Here is a 23,657-nt window from a genome sequence, read left to right as displayed (position 1 = left end):
AAAGACAGGATTTATAAAAACAATTAAAATATAATAAAGTAAAAGAGTAACTTAGGTAGGTGATTTAACATGGAGCATGATTTATGTATTAGGGAGTCTATTAAATATATTGAAAATAATCTAAAGGAAAAAATAGAACTTAAGGAACTAGCTGATAAAGCATTCCTATCAAAGTATCATTATCATAGAATTTTTCATGCAATTGTAGGTGAACCAGTAGCTGAATATGTAAGAAAAAGAAGGCTTGAAGAGGCAGCTAATGAGCTCATTAGTTCAGATAATAAAATCGTTGATATTGCATTAAAATATCAGTTCGGTTCGCAAGAAACTTTTACAAAAGCTTTTAAAAAGGTATATGGGGTACCTCCAAGGGAGTTTAGAGAAAATAGAAGTAAGATTGCATTAATTAGTTCAAGAAATAAGGGTATAAGCAAGCTTTCTATGGTAGCTTGATAGATATTTTAAGGAGGGATTTATGTGAGTTATGTACCAGTTGTAATTGAACAGACAAGTTTAGGGGAACGTACTTATGATATATACTCGAGGCTATTAAAAGATAGGATAATAATGTTAAATGACCAAGTAACTGATGCTTCAGCTAATATAATAGTAGCCCAATTATTATTTTTAGAGTCAGATGATCCAGATAAGGATATACATTTTTATATTAATAGTCCAGGAGGATCAATTACTGCAGGAATGGCTATTTATGATACTATGCAATATATTAAGCCAGATGTATCTACAATATGTTTAGGCATGGCAGCTAGCATGGAATCTTTTTTACTTACTGCAGGGGCAAAAGGAAAAAGATTTGCACTTCCTAATAGTGAAATTCTTATACATCAGCCATCAGTTCAAGGAGGTTTTCAAGGACAGGCGACAGATATAAAGATTCATGCTGATTGGCTACTAAAAACTAAGAGGAGAATCAATAAGATATATAGTGAAAATACAGGCAAATCTATTGAGAAGGTAGAAAAAGATATGGAAAGAGATTATTTTATGTCTCCAGAGGAAGCACTAGAGTATGGGATAATAGATAATATTCTAATAAAATAATAGAGTGTAAATAGTTAAGAGTAGAAATCTAAAAGATTTTTACTCTTTTCATTTTATAAATATTTGGAAAAAATAATTGACATTCTCACTACTATACATTACCATATAGTTAAGAACTATTATGCATTGCATAATACCTTGCAAAACATTAAAGTGGTGAGAGGAGAAATTTTATGAAAACTAATGACCTAATTAAAGAAATGAATGAATATGGTCCAAAACTAAATGAAGAAAATCAAGCTTTGTTTGATGAAATAAAGTTAAAAATACGTTTCTCTAAATTACAGGAGCAAGATGCAGAAGAGTTTAATCATCATTGCTTATCACTTTTTCTTCAAGCAGAAAAAGAGGGGAAAGATATAAAAACAGTACTTGGAACGGATAATATTGATGAATTTTGTAATGAATATATAAGAGAAGTAAGAGATAATTATAGCTTATTGAAAAAGATAGTTTTAGTATCGACGAAAATAGCTATAGTTATGGGTGCTTTTACTGGAGTTTGGGAAATGCTTTTTGGTTACTTAATCCCATTATGGATAAAAGAAAAGGTTATATCATTTGCTGTTCCAGTTACAGTATCCATGATAATAGATACTATTATTGCATTTTTAGTTATTAGTTTAGCTATAAAAACCCTACCTAAAGCCTCTTGGATTCTTAATCATGGAACAAAGAAAGAAGATAGAAAATGGACATTAAAAATGTATATTGTATTTTTTTGTACCATATGGATATTCGTAGTAAGTAAGTTGTTATTTAGGCAAGTATTGTTTGATATAAACTTATTTATATATATTATTGGTGTTGGTGCTTTTTATTTGATTCTTAAAGTACTTGAAAATAAGCTGGATTAAGGTGACGAATAATGAATAATAAATCACAATTATTAAAAGGAAGTTTAGAGGGTTGTGTCTTAAAAATCATCGATCTAAAAGAAGAGATATATGGTTATGAAATAGCTAGATTACTTAAAGAAAATGGATTCTCAGACATTTCAGAAGGAACTTTATATCCTTTGTATACAAGACTTCAGAAAAATGGACTAATAACTAGTACCATGAAAGCTTCAGCTTTTGGGCCAGCTAGAAAATACTACAAACTTACGGATAAGGGTGTTCAGGAATTGAATGATTTCTTAGAGGCCTGGGGTTATTTAACACAAAATATTAATGCAATCATTAATGGAGATATAGAGTAGAAATTTATTAAATATTTCATGATCGATGGATATTTTTATGAATATAAATTCTTAATTATATCATTAATAAAAATAAAAAACCGTGATAATTGTAACATTAGTTACTGAATTGATTCATCTCATAACCTATAATTTAGTTATAAATTATAGGTGGAGGAATCAAAATGAAAAGAAAAATTGTTAGTATAGATAAAGAAAAATGTAATGGATGTGGAATTTGTATTACTGCTTGTCATGAAGGAGCATTAGAACTTATAGATGGAAAAGCAACCTTGGTAAGTGATATCTATTGTGATGGATTTGGAGATTGCCTTCCAGGATGTCCAATGGATGCAATAAATATAATTGAACGAGATGCTGAGGAATATGATGATGATGCAGTACAGGAAAGAATTAGAAAGAAAAATTTAACTAAAAGTAAGGATATCTTTGACTTTACTCCTTTTGGATGTCCATCAACAAAAGTTGAGATGAATAAAAAGAATAATTCGAAAAAGGTTGAAGTACAAGATAAAGAAGAAAGAGAAACAGCCCTAGCTCAGTGGCCATGCCAAATAAAATTAGTACCACCTAATGCACCATTTTTTAGAGATGCAGAGCTTTTAATAGCAGCAGATTGTACTGCTTTTGCATATAGAGATATGCATAATATAATGGAAGGTAAAATCACACTTATAGGATGTCCTAAACTAGATTCGGTGGACTACTCAGAAAAACTTTCAGCTATTTTAGAAAATAATAAAATTAAAAGTATAAAGGTTGTTAGAATGGAAGTTCCTTGTTGTGGAGGTTTAGTAGAAGCAGTTAAAAGGGCGATGCTAAAGAGTGAGAAAGTAGTTCCTTGGGAGACAATAACTATCGGAACAGATGGAAGAATTATATAAATATTTTAAGGAGAAAATAAGCTTGTCATTAAGACAAGCTTATTTTTATTTGCTTTAAATTAATACTAGTATAAATTACTAGTATATTGCATTTAATACAAAAATGTAAATTTAAATATATTATTCACACACTAATTAATAATTTTGGTATAATGATAGATATTTGTAAAATTTTAAAGTTTAGCGAAAGATGAGATATATTAAACAAATTCGGAGGAAAAATGAGAAATATAGCAAGAAGATGTATATTATTTCTAATGGTTTGTAGCTTGGGTTTAAATTTATCTGTTGTAACCTTTGCTTATAACAATCCAAAGATTAATTTTAGTAGAATAACAATAGATGATGGATTATCACAAGCTTCTGTTCAAACAATACTACAAGATAAAAGTGGATACATGTGGTTTGGAACGTCAGATGGATTAAATAGGACTGACGGCCAAGAATTCAAAATATTAAAGTATAGTGATAAACAAAATGATAGCATAAGTTCTAGTTATATCTCAGATATGATCGAGGATGAGGAAGATAATTTTTGGGTAGGAACAAGTAATGGTCTAAATAAGTTAAACAAAGATGGAAAACTAATTAAAAAGTACGGAATGAATAATAGTAACGAGGGACTATCGCACTATAATATATGGGCAGTAACAGAGGATAAAAACGGAGATATCTGGATTGGTACTGAAAATGGATTAGATATATTTGATAAAAAAAATGAAACATTTAAGAAGTACTTCTATAGTAAAGATGTAGAAATAGGATTAAGTAATAATTTTGTAACAGCATTAACCTTTGATGATAATGGAAATGCATGGATTGGAACCAAAGATGGTCTTAATTTTTATGATGTAAAAACAAAAAAATTCAAGAGATTCACTAATGAAAATGAAAATACTCAACTAAAAAATGATTATATTAAACGTCTTTTATACTATGACAATAAAATATGGATTGCAACTAACGGCGGTGGGTTAAGTGTGTATGACATTAGTAATAATGTATTTAAAACATATGTAAATAATGAGAGTGATAATATGTCTTTGCCATCAGATTCGGTTGAATGTCTATATAAAGATAAGGACAATAATATTTGGGTGGGTACAGACAAGGGACTAGCAATATATAAAAAAGATACTGATAATTTTGCAGTATATAATAACAAATTTTATGATAGTCAAAGCTTGGTAAATGATGTTGTTCTCTCAATATATCAAGATGAATCCGGCATAATGTGGATAGGTACATATAATGGGGTAAGTTATTTTAATCCCATAAACAGCTTTAATCATTTCAAAAAGAATCCAATTGATGATAATAGTCTTAATGATAATGAAATTGAAGGTTTTTATGAAGATAATGAAGGGGTTCTATGGGTTGGTACCAGTGAAGGTGGACTAAACTCAATGGATAGAAAGACTGGAAAAGTAAGTCATTACATGTTTTCTCCAACTGATGAGAATAGCATAAGCAGTGATAGCGTTTGGGGAATAACAGGATACGGAGATAAATATGTATATATAGCAACTTCAAATGGACTTAATAGATTTGATAAAGAGACAGGAAAATTTAAAAGATATGATTTGAGTGAATTAACAAATGGCTTAGTAAGCAGTGAGAGCAGATTTTTATACATAGATAGCGAAGGATTATTATGGATTGGTACTAGAAATGGGTTAGCGGCGTTTAATCCTAAAACAGAAGTCTTTACATATACAGATTTATTATCTGTTAGCAATATTACTGATAAATTGATTACTTCCATTTATGAAGATATAAACGGCAATATGTGGTTTGGATGCGGACTTGATGGAGGATTAATTAAATATAATAGAAGGACGGACAAGCTTAGGATATATAAAAACGAAATAAATAATCCTAAGTCGTTAAGTATAAATAGTATAAAATCAATAAATGGGGACAGTAAGGGAACCATTTGGATTGCCACAAATCATGGCTTGAATTCATTTAATGTAAGCAAGGAGGAATTTACTAGATATACTGAAGACCAAGGTTTGGCTAATGATTATTGCTATGGGGTATTAATTGATAAAGAGAATAATCCATGGGTAAGTACAAATGGCGGAATATCAAAAATTGATATGAGTAGCAATAGAGTAATAAACTATGATGTTTCAGATGGCCTTCAAAGTACTGAATTTAATGCATACTCATTTTATAAAAGCAAGTCTGGTGAAATGTTTTTCGGAGGAATTAATGGATTTAATAATTTTTATCCAGAAAATGTAGTTAAAAACTATTATTTAACGAATGTTAGAGTTAGTTCCTTTAAAATTTATGATAAAGCCATTGATTTTACACAAAACATAGATTTGAAGTATAACGAAAATTATTTTACAATCAGCTACTTTCTTCCTGATTATAGAAATACTAAAAAAATAAAATATGAATATATGCTAGAAGGGGTAGATAAAGATTGGGTAGAATCCGATAACAGAAACTATGCAATGTATACAAATGTAGATCCAGGAAAATATGTTTTTAAAGTTAAGGCAAGAAATTCATCAGGGATATGGAGTGCACCAACGGAAATAGAGATAAATGTTAATAATCCGCCTTGGAAAACACCAGGAGCATATTTTTTATATGCTATGTTACTTGCTTTAGTAATTTATCTAATTTGGAATTATGTTTATATACTTGAAAACATGGTAAATCAAAGGACGGTACAATTAAATAAAGAACTTCAAGAAAATAAAGTTCTATATAATAAAGTTATAGAAAATGAAAGATATAAGAATAACTATTTTATAAATTTATCCCATGAATTAAGGACACCTCTTAATGTTATATTATCTTCTATTCAGCTTATAAGAACATTAAACCAAGAAAATAAGTTAAAGAAGGATAAAATTGAGCAATACGTGGAGGTTTTAGATAAGAACTCTAATAGATTATTAAAAAATATAAATAACATTATAGATACATCTAGAATAGAATCGGGAAATTATAGGCTTAACTTGGAGAAAGTAGATATCGTATATTTAGTAGAAGAAGTTGCACTTTCCATGAAAGACTTTATTGAAAGTAATGGGTTAGAACTTATAATAGATCCGGAAGTTGAAGAAAAACAAATCCTATGTGATGCAAATGAAATTGAAAAATGTATAATAAATTTAATAGGAAATGCAGTAAAATTTACTCCGGAAAATGGGTCTATTTATATTAGAATATTAGACTTACATGATAAGATTGAAATTTCAGTTAAGGATACAGGCGTTGGAATAAAGAAAGAATATATAGATATAATATTTAATAGATTTGCACAGGCCTATAACACGATTACTGAAGAACATGGAGGAAGCGGCTTAGGATTGACACTAGTAAAACATTTAGTCACTTTACATGGAGGAGACATTAGAGTTAGCAGTGAGGTAGGAAAGGGTAGTGAATTTATAATAACATTACCTACAAATATAGAAGTGGAAAATTAAAAAAATGACCTAATGAAAAATACCATTCTTAGAGGAATGATATTCATTAGGTCATTTTTATTTTACATTTAAAGAATTAATAATATTTTACACATTTTAATAAATAAAGCATATAAATGAAAACAAATGCCAATTAAAGATAAATTGCAATATACCCTCCAGGGGCATGCTAATCATTGGAAATGAGCGATAATAATTATTGATTAATAACAAATATCAATTATAATGAAGGTATAAAAGAAATTAATGATTTTTAATATATACAAAAATACAAGGAGGCATGAAACGTGAAGTATAATATATTAATTGGTGGAGCCGCAGGACAAGGGATGGACACCATAAGTGATTTTTTAGAAAAAATACTAAAGTTAAAAGGATATAATGTTTTTTCAAATAAAGATTATATGTCTAGAGTAAGAGGAGGACACAATTTTATTCAAGTAAGGTTTGGAGATGAGCCTATATACAGTCATTCTCCAAAGCTAGATTTTATTTTTGCGTTAGACAAAAATACATTAGATATACATCTTGAAAGATTATCTCCTGGCGGAATAGCAATCATAGATGAGGGAATAAATTCTGAAGATGACAGGGTTAAAACACTACCACTTAAGAAAATTTCTTTAGAACTTAAGTTATCAAAAGCTTTAGGAATGGTAGGACTAGGAGCTATTCTTAAGTTTTTTGGAATATCTCTGGATAAAATAGAAGATGTTTTTCCTAAAAAGTTTGCTGCTGAAATAAGAGATATCAATCTAAAAGCTTTAACCAAGGGGTATGAATTGGTAAATAAAAAATACGAACTTAAACCCTTAGGGGATCAAAAAAACTTGCTTTTAGATGGTAATACTTCAATAGCATTAGGAGCATTAGCAGGAGGACTAAATTTTTATTGTGGTTATCCTATGACACCAGCAACTTCAGTAATGACATATTTATCAAAGAAACAACTTCAAGCAGGAATTGTAGTTGAACAGGTGGAGGATGAGATAGCGGCATTAAATATGGCAATAGGTGCATCTTATGCTGGTGCGAGAGCAATGACAGGTTCATCTGGTGGAGGAGTAACATTGATGGTTGAAGCTTTTGGACTTGCAGGTATTACTGAAACACCAATAGTAGTACTAGACTCTCAAAGACCTGGGCCAGCTACTGGTCTTCCAACAAGAACTGAACAAAGTGATTTAAGTTTTTTATTAACCGCATCTCAAGGAGAATTCCCCAGAGCAGTATTGTCGGTAAGAAACGCTGAAGATGCATTTTATCAGACTTTTAAAGCCTTAAATATAGCAGAGAAATATCAAACTCTTGTTGTTTTATTAACTGATCAATATTTAGCAGATGCAAAGGTTACAGTTCCATATTTCAATTTAGATAAGCTCACTATAGATAGAGGTAAATGGCGAGAGGATGACTTCCAAGCGGGAGAAGAATATAAGAGGTATTTGCTAACAGATGATGGAATATCTCCAAGAATTGTTCCAGGAAAAATAAAAGGGCAGACAGTTTTGGTAGATTCAGATGAGCATAATGAAGACTCTCATATAACAGAATCGGAAAAAGTAAGAATTGAACAGATGAAAAAGAGAATGAAAAAGCAAAAGTTGATTGAAAGTGATATTGAGGAACCTATATATATGGGAAGTGAAAAGCCTGAATTGATATTAATAGGATGGGGCTCAACTTATGGAGCCTTAAAAGAAGCAGTTGAACTACTAAATAAAGAGGAAGATAGATTTGGTGCTTTAAGCTTCGGAGATATTTATCCTTTGCCTAAAAGAACATTAGAAAAATTTAAAGGTAAGGTTAAGTTTATAAATGTAGAACAAAACTTTACAGGTCAATTAGGAAAGTTAATAACCCAAGAAACAGGTATTCTAATGGATTCAAGTATCCTAAAATACGATGGTAGACAGATAAATGGGTACGAATTAGTTGAAAGGATAAAAAGTGAGGTGAAATAATATGCTTGATATAAAAATATTTGAATCAAAAGATGAAAATGCTTGGTGTCCAGGTTGTGGAAATTTTGGGCTTTTAGAAGGGATAAAAGAAACCTTAGCGGAACTTGAAATAGAGCCACATGAGGCAGTTGTAGTTTCGGGGATTGGTCAAGCTGCAAAGATGCCACATTATCTAAAAGTAAATGGATTTAATGGACTACATGGAAGAGCACTTCCACCAGCTCAAGGAATAAAGCTTGTAAATAAGGATTTGAAAGTTATTGTTGTAGGAGGAGATGGAGATGCCTATGGTGAAGGCGGAAATCATTTCTTGCATGCAATAAGAAGAAATTTAAATATTACTCAAATTGTTGGAGATAATCAGATATATGGATTAACAAAAGGTCAAGGATCTCCAACTACATTTCTAGGGCAGATAACTTCTATGCAATTTGAAGGAGTAATTCAAAATCCTATAAATCCACTTGCAGTGGCATTGGCAGCAGGGGCTACATTTATAGGAAGGGCATTTTCAGGAGATAAGGAAACCCTTGTAAGGGTTTTAAAAGAGGCTATAAACCATAAGGGCTATGCATTAGTAGATGTATTAGAACCCTGTGTTAGCTTTAATAAAGTAAATACTTTTAAGTGGTATAAAGATAGGGTATATAGATTGCCTAAGGATTATGATGCAACAGATAGAGTTAAGGCAATGGAAAAAGCACTAGAATTTGGAGATAAGATACCTACAGGTATTTTATACAAGGAAGAAGGAAAGGCAACTTTTGAAGACTTACATCCTGTAATTAAAAATAAGCCACCTATAATTGATAGAAAGTGGCAAGTTAAGGATGTAGAAAAATTTTTAAATGAGTTTAAGTAATCTATAAAATAAGAGAGGCTTGTATAATCATATTTACAAGCCTTATTTTTATGATATAATATCAATAAATTTAAAATAAAGGGGCTAAAACAAATGAAAGATATGAATAATGTTCGAACGGCAAGGTATTATTTAGATAAGCTTATAGAGGGAAATGAGAGATTTTATCATAAGAAAAATTATGCGGAAGTTGATATATCAGAAGCAATGATAAAAAGCTTAGAAGAGGGGCAAAATCCATTTGCAACAATATTATCTTGTTCGGATTCAAGAATTACTCCAACAATAATTTTTAATCAAGGACTTGGAGATATATTTGAAATAAGATTAGCTGGAAATATAATTAGCAGTGAAGCTTTGGGATCAATTGAGTATGGGATAACGGCAGTCAATATACCTGTACTTATGGTATTAGGCCACCAGGGATGTGCAGCTGTTAATGTTGCCATAGAGTATGAAAAAGGAGAAGGAAAATATCAAGGAGAAATAAAATCTATACTTGAAAGAATTTCTCCATCAATTAAAAGAGTAAAAACAAGAGTTTATAAGGACTTATATCAAGAAAGTATAATTGAGAATATTGGTAATACCCTGAAGGAAATACTTAAAAGTAGTATAGTTACTGACGCAATAAAAGATGGAAGATTAATTGTTGCTTCTGCTATATATAACTTTGACGGAAAGGTAGAAATATTAGACGTGATTTCATAAGTGTTATTAAATTTATGGAGGTAAGAATTATGAAAAAGGATTATAGTAAATATTTTTCTGAAAGTAAGTTATTAGAAAAAGCTAAACATTATTCAAAAAGTGCAGGAATTAAAGTAATTTATTCGGTATTAGTACTTTTTTATACCTTACAAAAACCAGAAATCTCAATGAAAGATAGAGCTATTGTAGTTAGTGCTTTAGGTTATTTTATACTTCCTTTTGATGCAATCCCTGATTTCATACCTTTTGCAGGCTATAGTGACGATTTTGCAGCATTAGCATTTGCAATAATGAAAATATCAAGACATATTGATCAGGAAGTTAAAGATAAGGCAAAAAGAAAATTAAATACATGGTTTAATAAGGTTGATCCTAAATCATTAATAATTGTAGAAGATAAAATATTTTAATAAGAACATAAGAAAATTTAAAAGGCTAATTTAAGCCTTTTTTAATTTGACATAAAAGTTCTTATATTCTAGAATTGATTTATTATTTATGGAGGATTTTTTATGGGGTTTATTAATTATATAGATTTAGGAACTATAGATTTTATTAAAAATAATTTAGATAATAAGTTATTTAACACGATTATGCCAGTTTTCACATACTTAGGCAATGGAGGACTAGTATGGATTATAGTATCTATTATCTTGCTTACACAAAAAAAATATAGAAAAATAGGAGTTATTACTTTAGTTGCGTTACTAGTAACTTACTTGGTTGGAGAAATAGGAATAAAAAATTTAGTTAGAAGAGAAAGGCCATTTATAAGCATACACGAAATAAAGCTTTTAATTAAGGCTCCAAGTGGGTTTTCCTTTCCTTCAGGACATACTGCCAGCTCTTTTACAGCTGCAACAATTTTAAGTTCATATTTTAAAAAATATAGAGTAATAATATTTTCCTTAGCTATAATAATAGGATTTTCTAGGGTTTATCTAATGGTTCATTATTTGAGTGATGTTTTAGGAGGAGCTGTGCTTGGTATAGGTATGGCTATACTAATAAAATACATCTTTAAAAAATTTGAGAAAAAACTATTTATTATAGGATAAATTTTAATTATATATGAATAAAGTGTTACTTATGTAATATAGATATACTATAGTATTAAATAAGGTCGTGTTGAGCAATGGGTAATGGGGTTATCATTAGGTGTAATAACTGCCACTTTTCTCAAGAATTTCTATTGGGTAAAGGGGCATATTTGCCTCAATTAGAAGAAATTTTAAAAACTTCTGATAAAAAATGCATAAGAATAGTAAAACAGATAAATGAAGAGTACCCAATAGAGAGATATACTGTTGTAAGACAATTATTTTATTGTAGTGATTGTAAAAATATAATTGATAAAAGTATACTTAAAGTAGAATTTTCTGAAGGAATTTCCTATGAAGAGGAGATGTTTTGCAGTAATTGTGGAAGCAAGCTTAAAAAAGTAATTGATTACAATGAGATAAAGGACATCGCATGTCCTGTGTGTGGACTTGAAGCATTAACTTACATCAATAATTATAGTTCATGGGAGTAGGATTATTATTTTTTAAAATTAAATTAATTAGTAAAAAATCGATTATTTAATTAATATAAATAATCGATTTTTTGTATATCCTATTTTATATATAGGTATTTACTAGAATTGGTGGTCTTTGTATAGTATAATAAATGAAAATATAGGGTTTTAAGTTTAACTAATAACTTATTTATGTAAGAATAAGTTAAGTTTCCTATAAAAAACCCTATACCACAAATAAAGAAATATAATTTTGAAATAATGGAGGTAAGTATGAGGGGGCATTTATTTAAAAATTCAAGATTAGTTAAGGATTTAGAAGAAAGAATTTTAGTTCTTGATGGGGCAATGGGAACTAGTATTCAATCTTTCAAGCTTAATGAAGAGGATTATAGAGGGGAATTATTAAAGGATTTTCCAAAAGAGCAAAAGGGAAATAATGATATATTATCTTTAACGAATCCAGATATAATAAAAGAAATACATAAGAGTTATTTGGAAGCAGGGGCAGATATTATTGAGACAAATACCTTTAATAGTACTATAATTTCTCAAGAGGATTATGAACTTACGCATTTGGTTTATGATATTAATCTTAATAGTGCGAAAATAGCGCGTGAGGTTGCGGACTTATATACTACAAAAGATAGATATAGATATGTTGCTGGTTCTGTAGGACCTACAAATAAGACATTATCAATGTCTCCAGAAGTAGAAAATCCTGCTTATAGAAGCGTTACTTTTACACAAGTTAAGGAATCCTATAAAGAACAAATTAAAGGACTTGTAGATGGAGGCGTGGATTTACTATTAATTGAAACTATATTTGATTCATTAAACGCTAGAGCCGCAATTATTGCTGCTGAAGAAGTCTTTGAAGAAAAAAATAAAGCTCTTCCAATTATGATATCAGGCACGATTAATGACAAAGGTGGAAGAATACTATCAGGACAGACCTTAGAAGCTTTTTGTGCATCTATGAATAGTGAGTATGTTATTTCTATTGGGTTAAACTGCTCCTTTGGGGCTAAAGAGTTAGTTCCATTTGTAAAAGAGTTAGCTAAAAGCCAAGGGTTATTTATATCAGTTTATCCTAATGCAGGATTGCCAAATGTATTAGGAGAATATGACGAAACTCCTGAGGTTACAGCTGAAAATCTTAAAGAATTATTAGAAGATAATTGTTTAAATATAGTTGGTGGATGCTGTGGTACTACGCCTGAACATATTAAAGCAATTAGTGAACTAGTAAGTGAATATAGAGCAAGAAATTTTCCGGAAATAAAAATTTATAGTAAATATGCAGGGTTAGAGTTACTAGAAGCTAGAGAAGAAAATAATTTCATAAATATTGGTGAGAGACTAAATGTAGCAGGATCAGCTAAATTTGCTAGACTTATTAGAGAAAAGCAATATGAAGAGGCATTAGCAATAGCTAGAGATCAGGTAGAAAATGGAGCTCAAGTTTTAGATATAAATTTTGATGATGGCCTTTTAGAAGCAAAGGAAGAAATGGAGAATTTCCTTAAACTTTTAGCATCTGAACCAGAAATAGCAAGCAAACCAATTATGATTGATTCATCAAGATGGGAAGTTATTTTAGCTGGTTTAGAATCTATAGGAGGTAAACCTATAGTAAATTCTATTTCTTTAAAAGAGGGAGAAGTGGAGTTTTTAAAGAAAGCAAAAATAATTAAATCTTTTGGTGCTGCGGTTGTAGTAATGGCTTTTGATGAAAATGGGCAAGCAGATACATTTGAAAAAAAGAAAGCTATTTGTAAAAGAGCTTATGATTTATTAACAGAAAAGATTAAATTCCCACCAGAAGATATAATATTTGATCCTAACATCCTTGCAATAGCAACTGGAATGGAAGAGCATAATGGGTATGCAGTTGATTTTATAAAGGCTACTAAATGGATAAAAGAAAATCTTCCATATGCAAAAGTATCAGGAGGAGTATCAAACTTAAGCTTTTCATTTAGAGGAAATAATGCAATAAGAGAGGCTATGCATTCTGTTTTCTTATACCATGCTATTAAGAGTGGGATGGATATGGGAATAGTAAATCCTGGAATGATTAAAATATATGATGATATTCCAAAAGATTTATTAGAACTTGTAGAAAATGTTGTGTTAAATAAAAAGCCAGAAGCAAGTGAAGAACTTTTAGAGGCAGCAGAAAGATTTAAAGGTGAAGGAGTAGCTAGTGATACAAAGGTTGAACTATGGAGAAATGAATCTTTAGAAAAGAGATTAAGCAACTCTATAGTTAAAGGGAATGGAGACTATTTAATTTTTGATTTAGAAGAGGCAAGAGAAGCTAAATATATGGCTTTAAGTATAATCGAGGGACCATTAATGGATGGTATGAAGATTGTTGGAGAGCTTTTTGGAGATGGAAAGATGTTTCTTCCTCAAGTGGTAAAGTCAGCTAGAGTTATGAAAAAGGCTGTGGAAATATTACTACCATTTATTAAAGAAGAAAATTCAAAATCAGGAGCTAAAGCAGGTAAAGTTCTACTAGCTACTGTAAAAGGCGATGTACATGATATAGGTAAAAATATCGTAGGAGTAGTTTTAGCTTGCAACAATTTTGAAGTTATTGACTTGGGAGTAATGGTGAGTTGTGAAGAAATATTAAGAAGGGCTAAGGAAGAGGAAGTAGATGTTATAGGCTTAAGCGGTCTTATTACTCCATCACTAGATGAAATGGCCCATGTTGCATCAGAATTAGAAAGACAAGATTTTGATATACCATTAATAATTGGAGGAGCTACTACATCAAAAACTCATACAGCTCTAAAGATAGAACCTAATTATTCAAAAGGTGTTATTTATGGTGGAGATGCGTCTAAAACAGTTGAGATTTTAAAAGAACTTATTAAAGATAAAGAAGGATATATAAATAAAATTAAAGAAGAGTATCAAGAAGTAAGAGATACTTATAATAATATTAAAATCAATAACGTTTCTATAGAAGAAGCAAGGGAAAAAGCATTAAAGCAGGAATGGAGAAAAGAAGATATAGCTATTCCAAAGGTTATAGGTAAACAAGAGATAAGCTATAGTATTAAGGAATTAAGAAGATATATTGATTGGACTTTTTTCTTTATTGCTTGGGAAATGAAAAAAACTTACCCAGAAATATTAGAGGATGAGAAATATGGTGAAGAGGCCAAGAAGTTATTAGAAGATGCTAATTCAATGTTAGATACTCTTGAGGAAAATGGAAGGATAATTCCAAAGGGCGTGTATGGCATATTCCCATGTAATTCAGAAGGTGATGAAGTTACTTTATATGATGAGAATAATAAAGAAGTAGAAAAATTTTATTTCCTACGTCAGCAAAGGCAAAGTAATAAGGGCGAGTATTTAAGTTTGGCAGACTTTATTGCACCAAAAACCTCAAATATAAAAGATTATATAGGTGCATTTATAGTGACTGCAGGGGACGGCGCTTATGAGTATGAAAAGGAACTTAAAGATTCAGGAGATGACTATGGTGCTATTATGCTGAAACTCTTATGTGATAGATTAGCTGAAGCTTCTGCAGAAAAACTACACGAGGATATTAGAAAGAAATTTTGGGCTTACGAAGAAAATGAAGACTTAAGCATGAAAGAAATATTCCAAAGTAAATATAGAGGAATTAGGCCTGCTTTTGGTTATCCTTCACTTAAGGATCAAAAAGAAATAGAAAAAGCATTTAAACTTTTAGATGGAACAGAAAAAATTAAAGTTACACTAACAGAACATTACATGATGAATCCAGTTTCATCAGTATGTGGTTTGTATTTTGCTTCAAAAAGTTCAAGGTATTTTGATTTAACAAAATTATCTATGGATCAGATTGAAGATTATAGCCGTAGAAAAGGAGAAGACATACAAACCATTCTTAAAAGACTTAAAGGTTATGTGCTATAATAATAGTTAGTAATGTTTTTGATATAGGAGGCACATATGAAAAGTATAGTAATTTTAGATGGTAGAACAATGGGAAAAGTAAATTTTGAGCTTTTAAAAGAATTTGGAGATGTAAAGTATTATGATATTACTCCAAGTGAATTAGTAGCTGAAAGAGTTAAAGATGCAAATGTAATATTAACTAATAAGGTTGTATTAAATGAAAGTAATTTATCAGGAAATACAAAATTAGAACTTATTTGTGAAATGGCAACAGGGTATAACAATATCGATGTGGAGTATGCAAGAAAGAGAAATATAGCTGTTACAAACGTGGCAGGTTATTCTACAAATACTGTAGCTCAACATACCTTTGCTACATTACTTCATATTAACGATGAAATTGCATATTATGATAACTACGTCAAAAGTGGAGAATATTCAAAAAGTCCTATATTCACTAATTTAGATAAAGAATATAATGATATATCAGGGAAGACTTGGGGGATAGTAGGATTAGGAGCAATAGGAAGAAAAGTTGCAAAAATAGCAGAAGCATTTGGTGCTAATGTTCAATATTACTCTACATCTGGTCAAAATAATAACGCTGATTATAAAAGAGTAGAGTTAGATGAGCTATTAAGAACTTCTGATATTTTATCAATTCATTCACCTCTAAATGATAAAACCCAGGGGTTAATGAATTATGATAATATTTCTAAAATGAAAAAAAATGCTGTACTAATTAATATGGGAAGAGGACCTATAGTTGTAGATGAGGACTTAGCAAGGGCTTTAGACGAGGATTTAATAAAGGCAGCAGCTCTAGATGTGTTTAAGGTAGAACCAATTAATGAAGATAATCCATTACTTAAAATAAAAAATAAACAAAAGCTAGTAGTTACTCCTCATATAGCTTGGGCGAGTTTAGAGGCTAGAGAAAGATTGTTTAGGGACTTATTAAATAATATTAAGGCGTTTTATGATGGAGAGAAGAAAAACAGAATAGTATAGGTTTTTTTATAGGAAACTTAATTTATTCTTGTTTAAGTTCAGGCATGAATAAATTATTAGTTGAACTCAAAACCCTGTATAAAAGTTTTATGTTAAAGCTACACTAAAATAGATTTATTTTAGTGTAGCTTTTAAATTTTCTCAAACGAGTAAATGTTTACAAAGGGAGGTTGCTTAAAATTATAAAATTTAGTCTTTTATGTACAAGTTGAAATGTATTTTTTAAGGCTTTGTTGTTAGCTATAAACAAAAAAAGACAAAAAAAGATTGAGTTAATTGTACATCACTAAAATAAGAAAATGATATTAAAACCCTAAAAATAATGAAAATATATCAATCAAATGATGATTTATTTGACAAATGTTCAATTGAATAGTAAAATTTTAGACATAGTAATAATACAAAATTATTTCGGGATTTATTTAAGGGGAGGTTTTATTATGAACGCAATTAACGGTGCAGATACGGTGTTTGTTTTTATTTCAACAGTATTAGTATTAGTAATGACACCAGCATTAGCATTATTTTATGGGGGTATGGTTAGACGAAAGAATGTATTAAGTACAACCTTACACAGTTATGGTGCTATAGCAATTATTTCCATACAATGGATACTTATAGGATATACATTAGCCTTTGGATCAGACATTAATGGAATATTAGGTGGATTTAATTTCTTAGGATTAAACGGGGTTGGATTTGAACCAAATGCTGATTATGCAGGTACAATTCCTCATCAAGCATTTATGATGTTTCAAATGATGTTTGCAGTTATAACGCCGGCATTAATTTCAGGTGCAATTGCTGAAAGAATGAAAACAATGGCATTTATGTTATTCATGTTGCTATGGGCAACCTTTGTATATGATCCTCTAGCTCACTGGGTATGGGGTGTTGGCGGTTGGATTAGAAATCTAGGTGCATTAGACTTTGCTGGTGGGGACGTAGTTCATATAAGTTCTGGAGTCTCAGGTTTAGTTGCAGCATTGGTTTTAGGACAAAGAAAAAAGAAAGAAACTGTTACACCTCATAACCTTACAATTACAGTTTTAGGAGCAGGATTACTATTATTCGGATGGTATGGATTTAATGCTGGTAGTGCTCTTTCGGTAAGCGATGTAGCATTTAATGCATTTATTACAACAAATACAGCAGCAGCAGCTTCAGCAATTGCATGGAGTATTGGTGAATATATACACAGAGGAAAAATAACTGCACTTGGAGCAGCAAGTGGACTTGTAGCTGGATTAGTTGCTATTACACCTGGAGCAGGTTTTGTAAGTCCAATGTCTTCCATTGCAATTGGTGCAATAGGTGGATTCATATGCTTCTTTGCAGTAACAATATTAAAATCAAAGTTAAACTATGATGATGCTTTAGATGCTTTTGGATGCCATGGTATAGGAGGTATCTGGGGAGGTATAGCAACTGGTATATTTGCATCAAAAAGTATAAATTCAGCTGGTGCAGATGGATTGATTTATGGTAATATACATTTATTAGGGGCTCAATTAATTGCTATTGTCGCAACTATAGCATTTGCAGCAGTAATGACATTTATAATCTTAAAAGTTATTGATAAGACTATTGGATTAAGAGTTTCTAGTGAAGACGAACAAGCTGGAGTTGACGTTTCGAATCATGGAGAGGAAGCTTACGGCGGATTAAGCTAATAAGGGGGTATTATTATGAGTCAAAAATTATCAAAAATTGATATTATCACTTCTCAAAGTAAATTTGATGATCTTAAGGATGCATTAAATGAAATTGGGATAACAGGTATGACCGTATCAAACGTGTTAGGTTGTGGAACACAAAAGGGGCACAAAGAATTTTATAGAGGAACTACTGTAGATATAAACCTATTACCTAAAGTGAAAGTTGAGATTGTTGTATGTGATGTTCCAGTTGAGGAAGTAGTAAAGACAGCAAAAAAAGTGCTTCATACTGGAAAAATAGGTGATGGAAAGATATTTGTATATAATGTTGAGAATGTTGTTAGAATAAGTACTGGAGAAGAAGGTAGAGACGCTCTTCAATACAAAGAATAATTTATAAATTTAAAGCTAGAAGTATAAGTATAACGCTTATACCTCTAGCTTTTTCTTTTTTGCAAATTATTGGTATAATAGAAATAAGCTTACGAAACCCACATTTATGAATCATACTTCTTGGAATGTTCAACCAAGAAGTAGATGAGATAAATGGACGGTTGTAGTTGCTTATTTCAGAATATGTATACGGAAACTTGATTTTTGAAAGTTCAGCAAAGAAGTGGCTAGAATAAATTCATATAATATAGAGAGTATTATTAAAAGAAAGGTGGTGAGATAATGTCAAGAGGGAAGTTTCAACTTCTAATAAATGAGGGTAGTAGATTAAAAAATGAGGAAAAATATAAAGATGCCTTTGAAATGTTTATGAAAGCGTTAGATGAAATTGAAGAGAATGATGAAGAACTTCTATGTTATTTTTCGATGATTGACTGTGCAATTAACTTAGAAGAATTGGACACAGCAAAAGAATTTTGTTATAGGTCATTATCTAAATATGGGGAAAAAGAGGATTTTTACTTGAACCTAGCTTATATAGCTGAGATGGAAAGGGAATTTCTTGATTCATTTATTTTTTTGAACAAGTCTTATAATATTTCTAAAAGAGAACATTATAAGGAAGGAATTAAAAACAAGGTATTTCTATGGCAAAGGGACTTGTGGTTTGAGTATAAATATAATTTTGAGGTACATAATACGAATAAAGCCATTGAATGTTTAGAACAATTAATTTCTCTAATACTTTTAAGTGAAGAAGTAGAATTTACAACAAAAGAAGTTTATGAAACTTACACAGATTTATCAATTAGATCTAAAAAGTACTGGAAAGTATATGAGTTAAAGGATAAGTTAATAAAATTAGGTGTAAATGAAGAAATAATTTTGTCATTAATAAATGATGAGAAATATTTTAGCAAAATAAAAGCATATGACACTTCACGAGAATATTTTAACTTATTAATTGATTACCTTATTAAGAAAGAAAAGAAGGATTTATATTATCTAGAAAAATTAAAATTAGCAAAAGAGTTTGGCAGTCAGGAGTATTACTCCATGTTAATTAAAGATTTTATAGATAGACCTTACGAAGAAAAGTTAAGAAGTAGAAAGGATAACTATAAAAGAGAAATAGAAATATATGAAATGTCTTTAGGCTTTTTAAGTAAAAATGAACAAAGTATTGTTGATGAAATTCATAAAGAAATTCAAGAAATAAGAAATACAATTATTTAATATATTCCTAATAAAAATCGAAGATAATTAAAGAAAAACATAGTAAATGGGATATAGGTTGATTTAAATTAACTTATATCCCATTTTTGGTTGAATTTCGGATTACATATATGTATTTAAAGTGTGGTATATTATTAAATGGTTAATATATATAAAACTGGTGGTTTAATATTACTAAACAAAAGTTTATAAATTCAATAAATTAAACTGAAAGTTATGTATTACTAAACTAATTGAAGATAAAATAGATAAAAATCATTAAAAATAAATAAATTACTAATAAAATTCTATGTAAATAAATTATAGGTGAATAATTTAGGAGGGATTTAAATGCATATTGAACAACTAGGAAGACATATTTTAATTGAATATTACAACTGTAATAAGGAAATATTAAAAGATCATGAAATAATTGAAAAGTACATGAAAGAAGCTGCGATTGAATCAAAGGCTACTATCGTGACAAGTTGTTTTCATAGATTTAATCCTTGGGGAGTAAGTGGAGCTGTAATTATTCAAGAATCTCATCTTACAATTCATACTTGGCCAGAATATGGCTATGCATCTGTTGATTTATATACTTGTGGAGATACTATAAATCCATGGGATGCTTTTGCATACCTTGAAAAGGTTCTAGAAGCCGAAAGAAGTGAATCAACCGAAATCGCAAGAGGAATTGTCGAAAAAATTAAAAATTATTCAAAAGTAGATGTAGAAATAACATCTCATAAGCCTTTTGAATTTATGGATTAGGAGTGAATAATATGGAATTATGGTTTACAGAAAATCAAACTGAAAATGTTAAATTTTCTATGAAGGTTAAAGGTCATGTATTTTCAGGAAAGAGTGATTTTCAAAAAATTGATATAATTGACACTTATGAGTTTGGTCGTGTCTTAGTTATAGATGGCTGGACTATGGTTACAGAAAAAGATGAGTTTATTTATCATGAAATGATTACACATGTTGCTTTAGGAGTAAATCCTAATATCAAGAGAGCATTAGTTATAGGTGGAGGAGATGGAGGTACAGTAAGAGAACTAACTGGCTTCCCTACAATTGAAGAGATTCATATGGTAGAAATTGATCCTGTAGTAGTTCAAGCTTCAAAGGATTACTTATCTTATACTTCTTGTAAACTTAATGATCCAAGAGTAACTGTTTATTATGAAGATGGAATAAAATATATTAAGGATAAAGAAAACTATTATGATTTAATAATAGTAGATTCAACAGATCCTATAGGACCAGGAGAAGGTCTATTTTCTGAAGCATTTTATAATGATTGCTATAAAGCATTAACAGAAGAAGGAATAATGGTTAATCAATGTGAAAGTCCTTACTATCCTAATAATGCTAGAGAAATGAAAAGAGCATATAACAAAATAGGTAAGATATTCCCTATATGCAAAGCATATCAATATAATATGCCAACCTATGCATCAGGTCATTGGTTATTTGGATTTGCTTCTAAGAAATATGATCCAATTAATGATTTTAAGGGCTTTAAATTTAAAGAAAAACTTGAAAATACAAAATATTATAATGAAGAAATACATAAAGGAGCTTTTGCTTTACCTAATTACGTTTTAAAACAATTGGAAAAATAGCATTGACTTTTAGTTTGAATTAGTATAATATTTTACTAAATTAGTAAATGATATATTATTTTAAATTATAAATTGGGGTTAATTTTAAATAATATCAATCATTATTTGTAAAAGCTATGACTGAGAGTAGTAGGAGATTAAATTTTTAAGAGAGTAGTCGGTTGGTGCGAGACTATAAATGATATTTCTGAACTCGCTCAATGAGCTGTGGATTGAAATTAAGTAGATTCAACCGGTTAATAACCGTTATTATAATTAAGTTATAAGTTTGGATGGTACCGCGCCTTTGCGCTCCAATGGAGTGCAAAGGCGCTTTTTTGTTATCTAAAAATAATAAAATATATATTTAAGGCTACGAAATTTTAAATAAAATTTCTACGCTTTTTCTAATATAAGAATAAATTAAGGGGGCTATAATTATGAAAAAAGAAGGATTCAAAAAGTACAAACAGTACAAAAATGTAGAATTAAAAGAGAGAAAGTGGCCAAGTAAGTTAATTGAAAAGGCACCTATTTGGTGTAGTGTGGATTTGAGAGATGGAAATCAAGCATTAAGAAATCCTATGAGTTTAGAAAAAAAGATAGATTTTTTCAATTTACTTGTAAAAATGGGGTACAAGGAAATTGAAGTTGGATTTCCAGCTGCATCACAAATAGAATATGATTTTACTAGATACTTAATAGAAAATAATCTTATTCCTGATGATGTAACTATTCAAATCTTAACACAAGCAAGAAGAGAACTTATAGAGAAGTCTTTTGAAGCACTTAAAGGCATAAAAAAGGCAGTAGTTCATTTATATAATTCCACATCAGTAGTTCAAAGAAAAGTTGTATTTAATAAAAGCAAGAAAGAAATTATTGACCTAGCAGTTGATGGTACAAGAATAATAAAGGAGTTAGTTAGAGAATATCCTGAAACAGAGTTTATTTTAGAATACTCACCAGAAAGCTTTAGTGGAACAGAACTTGACTATGCACTAGATATATGTGAAGCTGTGGTTGATGAATGGAAGCCGACAACAGAAAATAAAATTATATTGAATTTACCAACTACAGTTGAAATGTATACACCTAATGTATATGCAGATCAAATAGAATGGTTTTCAGATAATATTAAAAATAGAGATAAGATTATTTTAAGTGCACATCCACATAATGATAGGGGGACAGCGGTTGCAACAGCAGAACTTGCAATGCTAGCAGGCATCGACCGTATTGAAGGAACTATATTTGGAAATGGAGAAAGAACGGGAAATGTTGACTTAGTTACCTTAGGACTAAATTTATATACACAAGGTATAGATCCAGAAATAGATTTTAGTAGTATAGATGAAGTTATAGGGATATATGAAGAGTGTACTGAAATGCCAGTTCCAGATAGACAACCTTATGCTGGGTCTCTTGTGTATACAGCGTATTCAGGCTCTCACCAAGATGCAATAAAGAAAGGATTAGGCTTATATAATGAAGAAGAATATTGGGAAGTGCCATACTTACCTATAGATCCTAAGGATGTTGGTAGAACCTATGAGGCAATAATTAGAATAAATGCACAATCAGGTAAGGGCGGAATTGCCTTTATAATGCAAAATTACTATGGATTTTCTATTCCTAAGTTTATGCAGAAAGATTTTAGTCTAGTGATCCAAAGTATCGCAGATGAGAGTGTAAAGGAAGTTAATTCTGAAGTCATATACGATGCATTTAAGAAATCATACCTAAATATTGACTCTCCAATAACCCTTGAAAGTATTGAAATAAATAGTAAAGAAGTAAGTAAAAAGGATATAGAAATACTAGCATCTATAAATTATAAAGGTAATCTTATGAACATTGCAGGGGTAGGGAATGGTCCTATAGATGCATTTGTTAAGGGGATGAATAATATAATTGAAGGTTTCAAGGTAAGTTCCTATAATCAACATTCTTTAGGTGATGATTCAAATGCTGAATCTGTAGCATACATTCAAATAATAGATAAAGATGGTAGAAAACATTATGGAGTAGGAACAGATAATAATATTATCTTAGCTTCAATTAAGGCCGTAGTAAGTGCAGTAAATAAATCAATAGCATAGCAAAAGGTTTTAAGTTCAAATAGTAACTTATTCATGTATTAATAAACTAAGTTTGCTATAAAAAACTTTAAAAGATTAATTAAGAAATAATTAATAAAAACGCC

At 30.0% G+C, this 23,657-nt stretch carries 20 protein-coding genes and 1 other annotated feature; all 20 genes read left to right on the top strand.

Features of this window, described 5'->3' with window-relative positions:
- Positions 1–69 precede the first annotated feature (69 nt).
- The 20 genes from JK634_RS10485 (at position 70) to leuA (ending at position 23,553) form a co-directional block, all read left to right on the top strand.
- On the top strand, positions 70–453 hold the full coding sequence (locus JK634_RS10485) for a helix-turn-helix transcriptional regulator (protein ID WP_202767596.1): 384 nt from the start codon (positions 70–72) through the stop codon (positions 451–453).
- A 24-nt stretch (positions 454–477) separates the two neighbouring features.
- Positions 478–1,062, top strand: coding sequence for an ATP-dependent Clp endopeptidase proteolytic subunit ClpP (clpP, locus tag JK634_RS10480; RefSeq protein ID WP_202767595.1), 585 nt, complete (start codon positions 478–480; stop codon positions 1,060–1,062).
- Between the two features lie 173 nt (positions 1,063–1,235).
- A complete protein-coding gene (locus tag JK634_RS10475) occupies positions 1,236–1,919 on the top strand; it encodes a hypothetical protein (RefSeq protein ID WP_202767594.1) in 684 nt (227 codons plus the stop codon).
- An 11-nt stretch (positions 1,920–1,930) separates the two neighbouring features.
- The gene (locus tag JK634_RS10470; RefSeq protein ID WP_202767593.1) at positions 1,931–2,263 is read left to right on the top strand and encodes a PadR family transcriptional regulator; all 333 of its coding nucleotides are present in this window, start codon (positions 1,931–1,933) and stop codon (positions 2,261–2,263) included.
- Between the two features lie 164 nt (positions 2,264–2,427).
- A complete protein-coding gene (locus tag JK634_RS10465; RefSeq protein WP_202767592.1) occupies positions 2,428–3,147 on the top strand; it encodes a 4Fe-4S dicluster domain-containing protein in 720 nt (239 codons plus the stop codon).
- Between the two features lie 221 nt (positions 3,148–3,368).
- Positions 3,369–6,602 carry a ligand-binding sensor domain-containing protein gene (locus JK634_RS10460; RefSeq protein WP_202767591.1) on the top strand — a complete coding sequence of 1,078 codons (3,234 nt, stop codon included), beginning with the start codon at positions 3,369–3,371 and terminating at the stop codon, positions 6,600–6,602.
- Positions 6,603–6,889: 287 nt separating this feature from the next.
- The gene (locus JK634_RS10455) at positions 6,890–8,566 is read left to right on the top strand and encodes a 2-oxoacid:acceptor oxidoreductase subunit alpha (protein ID WP_202767590.1); all 1,677 of its coding nucleotides are present in this window, start codon (positions 6,890–6,892) and stop codon (positions 8,564–8,566) included.
- 1 nt (position 8,567) lies between these two features.
- Positions 8,568–9,428 carry a 2-oxoacid:ferredoxin oxidoreductase subunit beta gene (locus tag JK634_RS10450; protein ID WP_202767589.1) on the top strand — a complete coding sequence of 287 codons (861 nt, stop codon included), beginning with the start codon at positions 8,568–8,570 and terminating at the stop codon, positions 9,426–9,428.
- A 93-nt stretch (positions 9,429–9,521) separates the two neighbouring features.
- Positions 9,522–10,139: a carbonic anhydrase gene (locus tag JK634_RS10445; RefSeq protein ID WP_202767588.1), complete on the top strand. Its 618-nt coding sequence runs from the start codon at positions 9,522–9,524 to the stop codon at positions 10,137–10,139.
- Positions 10,140–10,168: 29 nt separating this feature from the next.
- Entirely contained in the window at positions 10,169–10,549 is a 381-nt protein-coding gene (locus JK634_RS10440; RefSeq protein ID WP_202767587.1) for a YkvA family protein, read from the top strand.
- Between the two features lie 102 nt (positions 10,550–10,651).
- A complete protein-coding gene (locus tag JK634_RS10435) occupies positions 10,652–11,197 on the top strand; it encodes a phosphatase PAP2 family protein (protein WP_202767586.1) in 546 nt (181 codons plus the stop codon).
- Positions 11,198–11,274: 77 nt separating this feature from the next.
- Positions 11,275–11,673: a hypothetical protein gene (locus JK634_RS10430; RefSeq protein WP_202767585.1), complete on the top strand. Its 399-nt coding sequence runs from the start codon at positions 11,275–11,277 to the stop codon at positions 11,671–11,673.
- Between the two features lie 255 nt (positions 11,674–11,928).
- On the top strand, positions 11,929–15,582 hold the full coding sequence (gene metH / locus JK634_RS10425) for a methionine synthase (RefSeq protein WP_202767584.1): 3,654 nt from the start codon (positions 11,929–11,931) through the stop codon (positions 15,580–15,582).
- A 36-nt stretch (positions 15,583–15,618) separates the two neighbouring features.
- Positions 15,619–16,575, top strand: coding sequence for a D-2-hydroxyacid dehydrogenase (locus JK634_RS10420; RefSeq protein WP_202767583.1), 957 nt, complete (start codon positions 15,619–15,621; stop codon positions 16,573–16,575).
- Between the two features lie 440 nt (positions 16,576–17,015).
- Entirely contained in the window at positions 17,016–18,248 is a 1,233-nt protein-coding gene (locus JK634_RS10415) for an ammonium transporter (RefSeq protein WP_207753620.1), read from the top strand.
- A 15-nt stretch (positions 18,249–18,263) separates the two neighbouring features.
- Positions 18,264–18,626: a P-II family nitrogen regulator gene (locus tag JK634_RS10410; RefSeq protein ID WP_202767582.1), complete on the top strand. Its 363-nt coding sequence runs from the start codon at positions 18,264–18,266 to the stop codon at positions 18,624–18,626.
- 282 nt (positions 18,627–18,908) lie between these two features.
- Positions 18,909–19,862, top strand: a complete 954-nt coding sequence (locus JK634_RS10405; protein WP_202767581.1) for a hypothetical protein — start codon at positions 18,909–18,911, stop codon at positions 19,860–19,862.
- Between the two features lie 336 nt (positions 19,863–20,198).
- The gene (gene speD, locus JK634_RS10400; RefSeq protein WP_338031231.1) at positions 20,199–20,615 is read left to right on the top strand and encodes an adenosylmethionine decarboxylase; all 417 of its coding nucleotides are present in this window, start codon (positions 20,199–20,201) and stop codon (positions 20,613–20,615) included.
- A gap of 11 nt (positions 20,616–20,626) precedes the next feature.
- Positions 20,627–21,472: a polyamine aminopropyltransferase gene (gene speE, locus JK634_RS10395; protein ID WP_202767579.1), complete on the top strand. Its 846-nt coding sequence runs from the start codon at positions 20,627–20,629 to the stop codon at positions 21,470–21,472.
- Positions 21,473–21,579: 107 nt separating this feature from the next.
- Positions 21,580–21,771, top strand: a binding site (T-box leader).
- Positions 21,772–21,891: 120 nt separating this feature from the next.
- On the top strand, positions 21,892–23,553 hold the full coding sequence (gene leuA, locus JK634_RS10390) for a 2-isopropylmalate synthase (RefSeq protein ID WP_202767578.1): 1,662 nt from the start codon (positions 21,892–21,894) through the stop codon (positions 23,551–23,553).
- Positions 23,554–23,657: the final 104 nt, after the last annotated feature.

The organism is Clostridium paridis, from assembly GCF_016765615.1.
Taxonomy (GTDB): Bacteria; Bacillota; Clostridia; order Clostridiales; family Clostridiaceae; genus Clostridium_T; species Clostridium_T paridis.
The sequence above is the reverse complement of the archived record's forward strand: the minus strand, read 5'-3'. Positions and strand labels throughout refer to the sequence as shown.

What these genes read in the sequence shown, in the direction of transcription:
- JK634_RS10485 (WP_202767596.1), top strand. Translation starts at nt 70, where the DNA reads ATGGAGCATGATTTATGTATTAGGGAGTCTATTAAATATATTGAAAAT.
- JK634_RS10475 (WP_202767594.1), top strand. Translation starts at nt 1,236, where the DNA reads ATGAAAACTAATGACCTAATTAAAGAAATGAATGAATATGGTCCAAAA.
- JK634_RS10470 (WP_202767593.1), top strand. Translation starts at nt 1,931, where the DNA reads ATGAATAATAAATCACAATTATTAAAAGGAAGTTTAGAGGGTTGTGTC.
- JK634_RS10465 (WP_202767592.1), top strand. Translation starts at nt 2,428, where the DNA reads ATGAAAAGAAAAATTGTTAGTATAGATAAAGAAAAATGTAATGGATGT.
- JK634_RS10460 (WP_202767591.1), top strand. Translation starts at nt 3,369, where the DNA reads ATGAGAAATATAGCAAGAAGATGTATATTATTTCTAATGGTTTGTAGC.
- JK634_RS10450 (WP_202767589.1), top strand. Translation starts at nt 8,568, where the DNA reads ATGCTTGATATAAAAATATTTGAATCAAAAGATGAAAATGCTTGGTGT.
- JK634_RS10445 (WP_202767588.1), top strand. Translation starts at nt 9,522, where the DNA reads ATGAAAGATATGAATAATGTTCGAACGGCAAGGTATTATTTAGATAAG.
- JK634_RS10440 (WP_202767587.1), top strand. Translation starts at nt 10,169, where the DNA reads ATGAAAAAGGATTATAGTAAATATTTTTCTGAAAGTAAGTTATTAGAA.
- JK634_RS10435 (WP_202767586.1), top strand. Translation starts at nt 10,652, where the DNA reads ATGGGGTTTATTAATTATATAGATTTAGGAACTATAGATTTTATTAAA.
- JK634_RS10430 (WP_202767585.1), top strand. Translation starts at nt 11,275, where the DNA reads ATGGGTAATGGGGTTATCATTAGGTGTAATAACTGCCACTTTTCTCAA.
- metH (WP_202767584.1), top strand. Translation starts at nt 11,929, where the DNA reads ATGAGGGGGCATTTATTTAAAAATTCAAGATTAGTTAAGGATTTAGAA.
- JK634_RS10420 (WP_202767583.1), top strand. Translation starts at nt 15,619, where the DNA reads ATGAAAAGTATAGTAATTTTAGATGGTAGAACAATGGGAAAAGTAAAT.
- JK634_RS10415 (WP_207753620.1), top strand. Translation starts at nt 17,016, where the DNA reads ATGAACGCAATTAACGGTGCAGATACGGTGTTTGTTTTTATTTCAACA.
- JK634_RS10410 (WP_202767582.1), top strand. Translation starts at nt 18,264, where the DNA reads ATGAGTCAAAAATTATCAAAAATTGATATTATCACTTCTCAAAGTAAA.
- JK634_RS10405 (WP_202767581.1), top strand. Translation starts at nt 18,909, where the DNA reads ATGTCAAGAGGGAAGTTTCAACTTCTAATAAATGAGGGTAGTAGATTA.
- speE (WP_202767579.1), top strand. Translation starts at nt 20,627, where the DNA reads ATGGAATTATGGTTTACAGAAAATCAAACTGAAAATGTTAAATTTTCT.
- leuA (WP_202767578.1), top strand. Translation starts at nt 21,892, where the DNA reads ATGAAAAAAGAAGGATTCAAAAAGTACAAACAGTACAAAAATGTAGAA.